The following is a 6,493-nucleotide window of genomic DNA, read 5'->3' on the forward strand; positions in this document are numbered from 1 at the left end:
CTAGGTTCTGTGTGATAAGTTTAATTGACATAGGATCGATCGATCTTTGTGTCCTTTGTGTCTTTGTGGTTCGTTCCACCCCCTCGCTCTTGAGAAATGTATCTTAGAATACATTTTACCCACCAAAGCTGGGAGAGCCGGAAGTGGACTTTATTATCCAGCAAGTCTGGCCGAAATTTCGCCTTGTCTATACCGATCCCACTACGGGAACCCCCGGCACCGGCAGCGGTATTCGGATGTTAATCGAGAATCAATTGGCTTTTTCCCAAGCATCTCGATCGCTCAAAGATGAGGAAATACAACGCGCTCAACAACGGGGATTGACCTTAAAAGAGGTTCCCGTGGCTATCGATGGAATTGCGATCGCAGTTCATCCTGATTTACCGGTTTCCGGTCTAACAATTACCCAGTTAAAAGATATTTATACAGGAAAAATTAGCAATTGGCGGCAAGTGGGCGGGCCTAATTTAGCCATTATTCCCTATTCCCGACGCAAGGAAGATGGGGGAACCGTGGAATTTTTTATCGATCAGGTTTTAGAAAAAGCCGATTTTGGCAGTAATATTAAGTACGTTTATAGTACAACTTCCGCTCTCAGAAAAGTTTCCCAAAATTTAGGAGGAATTTACTATGCTTCTGCACCGGAAGTAGTTCCCCAGTGTGGAATTAAAACTTTACCCCTCGGTAAAAGCGAAAATAAGTTAGTTGCCCCCTATCAAGAACCTTCGATCCCGTCTTCCCAATGTCCCCAGAAGCGTAATCAACTGAATGAATTAGCTTTTCAGCAAGCCATCCGCGCCCAATACCTGCGCCATAATCGCGTCAGATACTTTGCTTTGATCTAAGATTGAGTTAGCAATATCTAATTTGGAGTCTCAGGCAATGGAACCGATTTCTCTAATTCTCGCTGCGTTGGCTGCTGGTGCGGTTGCTGCTGCTAAGGATACGGCAGGAACAGCCGTTAAGGATGCTTATGAGAGTTTAAAAGCGTTGATTAAGAAGAAATTTGCAGAAAAAGGGAAAACAGATGATAGTGATATCGTCGATAAACATGAGAAAAAACCAGATTCAGAGGGGGTAAAAACACTGCTCAAAGAAGAGTTACTTGAGGCAAAAATTGATAGAGATGCAGAGGTTATTAAGACAGCAGAAGCATTACTTAAGCAATTAAAACCTGAAGAATTTGCCGCAGGTAAGTATAATATTAATGTTGGTGGTGATATTAAAGGAATGGTGGGAGATGGTACTTTTAAGGGAATTGCAGGAGATATTAGTGGTGGAAATATTGGTCAGAACATTAATTAGTTGAGGATTATTTAGGAGGGAAATTTATGTCAATTACTGTTGAGGTAGAACTTAAAGATTTTCTAATTCAAATCAATCAAAAGTTAGACAATCTTCAAAAAGATGTTACTGATATTAAGATTGAACTTAGTGAAGTTAAAGGTGAAATTAAGCGTCTGGAGGAAAAAATCGATGGTGTCGAGAAGCGTCTGGAGGAAAAAATTGATGGTATTGAGAAGCGTCTGGAGGAAAAAATTGATGGTGTCGAGAAGCGTCTAGAGGGAAAAATTGATGGTATTGAGAAGCGTTTAGAGGGAAAAATTGATGGCGTGGAAAAGCGCTTAGAGAATCAAGAGTTCGTCAGTCGAGGGATTTTAGTCGCTTTAATTGTAACGATTTTAGGCGGTTTGGCTAAATTGTTTGGTTTAGTAGGAAGTCCTTAAAGAGTGCTAATTCTAAAACTGCAATTTAAAGTTAACTTTAAAAGAATAATTTTGGGGTAGCAAAAATGACTGATAAAAGTTATTATTTAGAAATAGGGGGTGATGTTAAAGGTCTTAGCGGTGATGGTGAATTTAAGGGAATTGCGGGTGATATTAGTGGGGGTGTAATCAATCAATATATTATTACCCAAAAGTCAGGAGTTGAGATTCAGTCTCAACCTTTAATTACGGGTTCACCTTATTTGGGTTTAAGGAAGTTTGAAGTAGATGATAAGGATAGGTTTTTTGGTCGAGATAATTGGATTGTTGAGTTAACTGATTATTTAAAGCAAAAGAATGTTTTATTGCTTTTAGGTGCGTCGGGAAGTGGTAAGTCTTCTCTAGTTCAAGCGGGTTTAATTCCTAAGTTAAAGGATGATTTTGGTGCGAATAGATTGGTTAATTTAACTTTTGTTCCTGATGTTAATCCCTTTGAGTCTTTCTATGGTTGTCTTTTGGCAAATAGATATAAACAATCCCAAGCGAAATTAGCACAAGCTGTTAAGGAAGATACTTTAATTAACGTGGTTGAAGGATTAAAAAATAATTCTGATTTATGGTTTATTTTTATTGACCAATTTGAGGAATTATTTACTCGTACACCGAAGACGGAAAGAGATATTTTCATTAAAAGTTTGATTAAATTAATTGAAAATAATGATAGTTTAGTTAAAATTGTGATGACGATGAGGGCGGATTTTTTAGATAAATTAAGTCCTTATCCCAGTTTAGGAAAAATCCATGATCAGTATAGCAAGATGTTAACAGATATGGATGAAAGTGAGTTAAGATTAGCTATTGCTGAACCGGCGGCGAGAAATGGGGTAATTTTTGAACAGGGATTAATTAATCAAATTATTGCCGATTTTTATGAACAGGCTGGCTCTTTACCTCTGTTACAATATACATTGGATTTATTGTGGGAAAAAGATCATATTCAAAATCGGGTTTTAAATATTAAGACTTATCAAGAGATTGGTGGGGTAACGGGTGCGCTAGAAAAACAAGCGGATAAAATTTATAGTAAATTTAATGAACAGCAACGGAAAGCAGCAGAGGAAATTTTTCTAGAGTTAATTAGTTTAGAAGGGAAAGAAGCGGTTAGCAGAAGGGCGGATAAATCGAGTTTTGAACAGGAGGAAATGCAAAGAGAGGTTCTCTATCAATTAATAGATAATCGTCTTTTGGTGAGTAAGGGAGAAGACGGGAAAGCAACGGTTGAGGTGGCGCATGAGGCGTTATTACGTTCTTGGAAAGTGTTACAGGATTTAATTCGAGAAAAAGAGGAGATAATTGTTCTGAGAAGTCGTTTATATGCTGATGCTAAACAGTGGGATGATTTACAGAAGCAAGATGCAGTAAAAGCGAGTAGTGAGCTTTGGGGAGGTTCTAAACTGACAAGGATTGTCAATCTTATCAAAGAAAAATCACTTTCTAATTTAGATGATGTAGCCGTAAAATTTATTAAAGCTAGTTATCACTATCAAAAGCAACGAGAAAAAATCGAAGCAGAAAGAAAACGGCGCGAAGTTAAGACAGAACTTAGTTTAGCAAATTCTCTCGGTCGTTATTCCTTGTCTCTCTTTAATGAAGGGGGGAAAGATTTAGAAGCTTTTATTGAAATGATTAAGGCAGGAAAAATTTTACAGAAATATGAGGTAAGTGACACAAAGGTAATGGATGCTTTACAGAAGGTTCTGACTGAAGGAAGGGAATATAATCGCTTAGACGGGCATAATGGCAGTGTCAATAGTGTGAGTTTTAGCCCCGACGGTAAGACATTAGCGACCGGTAGTAGTGACAATACAATCAAACTTTGGGATGTAGAAACAGGGAAAGAAATCCGCACTCTCTCTGGGCATAATGGGTATGCCAGAGGAGAGGATAACCATATCTCTAGCGTGAGTTTTAGCAGCGACGGTAAGACATTAACTTCTGGTAGTAATGACGACACAATCATACTGTGGAATGTAGAGACAGGGGAAGAAATCCGCACTCTCTCTGGGCATAATGGCAGTGTCAATAGCGTGAGTTTTAGCCCTGACGGTAAGACCTTAGCGACCGGTAGTCGGGACAAGACAATCAAACTGTGGAATGTAGAGACAGGTCAAAAAATCCGCACTCTCTCTGGGCATAAATGGAGTGTCAATAGCGTGAGTTTTAGCAGGGACGGTAAGACATTAGCTTCTGGTAGTTCGGATAACACAATCAAACTGTGGAATGTAGAGACAGGGGAAGAAATCCGCACTCTCTCTTGGCATAATAGAGAAGTCAATAGCGTGAGTTTTAGCAGCGACGGTAAGACTTTAGCGACCGGTAGTGAAGACACTACAATCAAACTTTGGGATGTAGAGACAGGGAAAGGAATCCGTACTCTCTCTGGGCATAATGGCAGTGTCTATAGCGTGAGTTTTAGCAACGATGGTAAGACATTAGCTTCTGGAGGTTGGGATAACACAATCAAACTCTGGAATGTAGAAACAGGCCAAGAAATCCGCACTCTCTCTGGGCATAATGGTTTTGTCGAGAGCGTGAGTTTTAGCAGCGACGGTAAGACTTTAGCTTCTGGTAGTAGAGACAAGACAATCAAACTATGGAATGTCGAGACTGGAAAAGAAATCCGCACTATCTCTGGGCATAATGATCGTGTCAATAGCGTGAGTTTTAGCAACGATGGTAAGACATTAGCTTCTGGAGGTTGGGATAACACAATCAAACTCTGGAATGTAGAGACAGGGGAAGAAATCCGCACTCTCTCTGGGCATAATGGCAGTGTCAATAGCGTGAGTTTTAGCAACGATGGTAAGACATTAGCTTCTGGAGGTTGGGATAACACAATCAAACTCTGGAATGTAGAGACAGGAAAAGAAATCCGCACTCTCTCTGGGCATAATGATAGTGTCAATAGTGTGAGTTTTAGCCCTGACGGTAAGAAATTAGCTTCTGGTAGTAGGGATAAGACAATCAAACTGTGGAATGTAGAAACAGGACAAGAAATCCGCACTCTCTTTGGGCATAATGATAGTGTCTCTAGCGTGAGTTTTAGCAGCGACGGTAAGATATTAGCTTCTGGTAGTTATGACACCACAATTAAACTGTGGAATGTTCAGACAGGTCAAGAAATCCGCACTCTCTCTGGGCATAATGGAAATGTCTTAAGCGTGAGTTTTAGCCCCGACGGCAAGACTTTGGTGAGCGGTAGTGCTGACAACACCATCAAACTCTGGAATGTAGAAACAGGCCAAGAAATCCGCACCCTCAAGGGGCATGATGGCCATGTTTTGAGCGTTAATTTTAGTCCCGACGGCAAGACATTGGTGAGCGGTAGTGAGGACGGGACTATCAAACTCTGGAATGGAAACAATGGCTGGGATTTAGATGCTTTAATGGGGCGTAGTTGCGATTGGGTGCGGGTTTATTTGCACAATCCTAATTCTGGTGTCAGGGAGGAGGATAGGGGTTTGTGTGATGGGATTTGATCCCCCCCTGCCCCCCTTAAAAAGGGGGGAGAATTTAGTATCTGGGGAAATTTATCTAAATTTCGTTAAAATTATGATAGAAGGAATCGATCAGAAAAATGATGAATGAAAACTACCCGCTACTTTGAAGAACAAGTCTTGGTCAAAAGACCCTATCTTAAGCGAGAATGGTGTCAACAGGCTATCCAGAATCCAGTTAGACGAGAAATAGAACCAAATGGACGCATTCGTCATTGGTTATACATTCCCGAATTAGGAAAATACTTGCGAGTTGTCACTCTAGATGATGGAGAAACCATTCATAACGCCTTCCCAGATCGTAACTTTAAGGAGTAAAAAATGAAATTTAGTTATTATCCTGAAACCGATTCTCTATACATTAGCCTATCAGAAAAAACAAGCACCGATTCTCAAGAAATCGCCCCTGATATTGTTTTAGATTTTGATAGCGAAGGAAAATTAGTTGGAATTGATATTGATCAAGCCAGTCAAATTGTTGATTTAACTCGTTTAGAAACTGAATCTTTCCCCCTTAATTCTGTTATTTTAGATCAATCAAAATAGTCTATATTAGAATCAAATAGCCAAAGAGATAACAATGGCTAAAATCTCCATTTCTTTACCCGATAAACTGGTTAATTACCTAGACCAGAAAGTAGAAGATAAAAGCATTTTCATCGCCTCAATTTTACAACAATGGCGACAACAACAAGAAGCAGAAAAACTCGCCCAAGCTTTTTTAGCAGTAGATGAACTAGAATTAGGATGGACTGACGAATGGCAAACAGCAGCGATTATCAACTCGGAAGCATTATGGCTGAAGTAAAACTGAGTTCTAAACATCTAAACTCCTTAAAAAAATTTATTGAAGACGCATTAACCGAAAGACTGCGAGAACTTCAAGAAGGAATTAAGCGCACCCAAGAACGAATAACTTTTTTTGAAAATAAGTAGCTGGTTATAATTAAATTAAAAATGGATTTTAGCTTCGATCCCCCCTGTCCCCCTTGATAAGGGGGGTGCCGATCCCCCCTGCCCCCCTTGATAAGCTATCCATTAGTCACATCTTTCTTAACATAAAATTTGACAAAAAGAGAAAAGTGTGCAAGATGGCTCAAGGGGGTTCTATGGGGGAACTAATTTGATGAGACAGTTTCCAAGTCTGGCTGATATCATGTAACCTTCGCAGTCCCAACCAAATAGTTTTAACACCTGGTTCACCGTCACCTTTTCTACCTAAAAACCCCC

At 39.8% G+C, this 6,493-nt stretch carries 8 protein-coding genes and 1 pseudogene; 8 read left to right on the forward strand and 1 reads right to left on the reverse strand.

Annotation, left to right across the window (positions count from 1 at the left end):
• Nucleotides 1–140: 140 nt before the first annotated feature.
• The 8 genes and pseudogenes from ACE1AQ_RS03235 to ACE1AQ_RS03270 all read left to right on the forward strand — a co-directional run.
• Nucleotides 141–788 (forward strand): annotated as a pseudogene (locus ACE1AQ_RS03235) (substrate-binding domain-containing protein); the annotation flags it as partial.
• 94 nt (nt 789–882) lie between these two features.
• Entirely contained in the window at nt 883–1,305 is a 423-nt protein-coding gene (locus ACE1AQ_RS03240) for a hypothetical protein (protein WP_008200183.1), read from the forward strand.
• 26 nt (nt 1,306–1,331) lie between these two features.
• Nucleotides 1,332–1,727 carry a hypothetical protein gene (locus ACE1AQ_RS03245; protein ID WP_008200182.1) on the forward strand — a complete coding sequence of 132 codons (396 nt, stop codon included), beginning with the start codon at nt 1,332–1,334 and terminating at the stop codon, nt 1,725–1,727.
• A 65-nt stretch (nt 1,728–1,792) separates the two neighbouring features.
• The gene (locus ACE1AQ_RS03250) at nt 1,793–5,245 is read left to right on the forward strand and encodes a hypothetical protein (RefSeq protein ID WP_374807847.1); all 3,453 of its coding nucleotides are present in this window, start codon (nt 1,793–1,795) and stop codon (nt 5,243–5,245) included.
• Nucleotides 5,246–5,350: 105 nt separating this feature from the next.
• The gene (locus ACE1AQ_RS03255) at nt 5,351–5,581 is read left to right on the forward strand and encodes a hypothetical protein (protein WP_002742722.1); all 231 of its coding nucleotides are present in this window, start codon (nt 5,351–5,353) and stop codon (nt 5,579–5,581) included.
• Between the two features lie 3 nt (nt 5,582–5,584).
• Nucleotides 5,585–5,809, forward strand: coding sequence for a DUF2283 domain-containing protein (locus ACE1AQ_RS03260; protein WP_110544400.1), 225 nt, complete (start codon nt 5,585–5,587; stop codon nt 5,807–5,809).
• Between the two features lie 34 nt (nt 5,810–5,843).
• The gene (locus ACE1AQ_RS03265; protein ID WP_110544402.1) at nt 5,844–6,071 is read left to right on the forward strand and encodes a hypothetical protein; all 228 of its coding nucleotides are present in this window, start codon (nt 5,844–5,846) and stop codon (nt 6,069–6,071) included.
• Nucleotides 6,059–6,199: a hypothetical protein gene (locus ACE1AQ_RS03270; RefSeq protein ID WP_002742713.1), complete on the forward strand. Its 141-nt coding sequence runs from the start codon at nt 6,059–6,061 to the stop codon at nt 6,197–6,199. Before ACE1AQ_RS03265 ends, ACE1AQ_RS03270 begins: the two co-directional genes overlap by 13 nt.
• 160 nt (nt 6,200–6,359) lie before the next feature.
• Here ACE1AQ_RS03270 and ACE1AQ_RS03275 read toward each other — a convergent pair.
• Nucleotides 6,360–6,493 (reverse strand): IS4 family transposase (locus ACE1AQ_RS03275; protein ID WP_190357162.1); only part of this gene is annotated, 134 nt, incomplete at its 5' end.

This window comes from Microcystis sp. BLCC-F209 (genome assembly GCF_041928595.1).
GTDB lineage: Bacteria > Cyanobacteriota > Cyanobacteriia > Cyanobacteriales > Microcystaceae > Microcystis.